1 protein-coding gene is annotated in these 278 nt (G+C 62.2%); it reads left to right on the forward strand.

All coding sequences use genetic code 11. The features are described from left to right. Positions 1 to 278, forward strand: a 278-nt coding sequence (locus tag AAEY83_RS14490; RefSeq protein ID WP_351059949.1) for an NAD(P)-dependent oxidoreductase, incomplete at both ends; no start/stop codon positions are given.

Genomic DNA, 278 nt, shown 5'->3' on the forward strand with positions numbered 1-278 from the left:
CGTGCTGTCGGTGCATCTGGTGCTCAGCGAACGCAGTCGCGGTCTGGTTGATGCGCAAGCGCTGGAGTGTATGAAACCGAGCGCGCTGCTGGTTAACACTGCTCGCGGGCCGATCGTCGATGAAGCGGCGTTGATCAAGGCGCTACAGAAACGGCGCATTGCCGGGGCAGCGCTGGACGTGTTCGAGCAAGAGCCTTTGCCGGCCCTGCACCCGTTTCGCACGCTGGACAATGTCCTCGCCACGCCCCATGTGGGCTATGTCAGTCGGCAGAATTACG

Origin of the sequence: Psychrobacter sp. TB20-MNA-CIBAN-0197, from assembly GCF_040309765.1 — a bacterium.
GTDB lineage: Bacteria > Pseudomonadota > Gammaproteobacteria > Pseudomonadales > Moraxellaceae > Psychrobacter > Psychrobacter submarinus.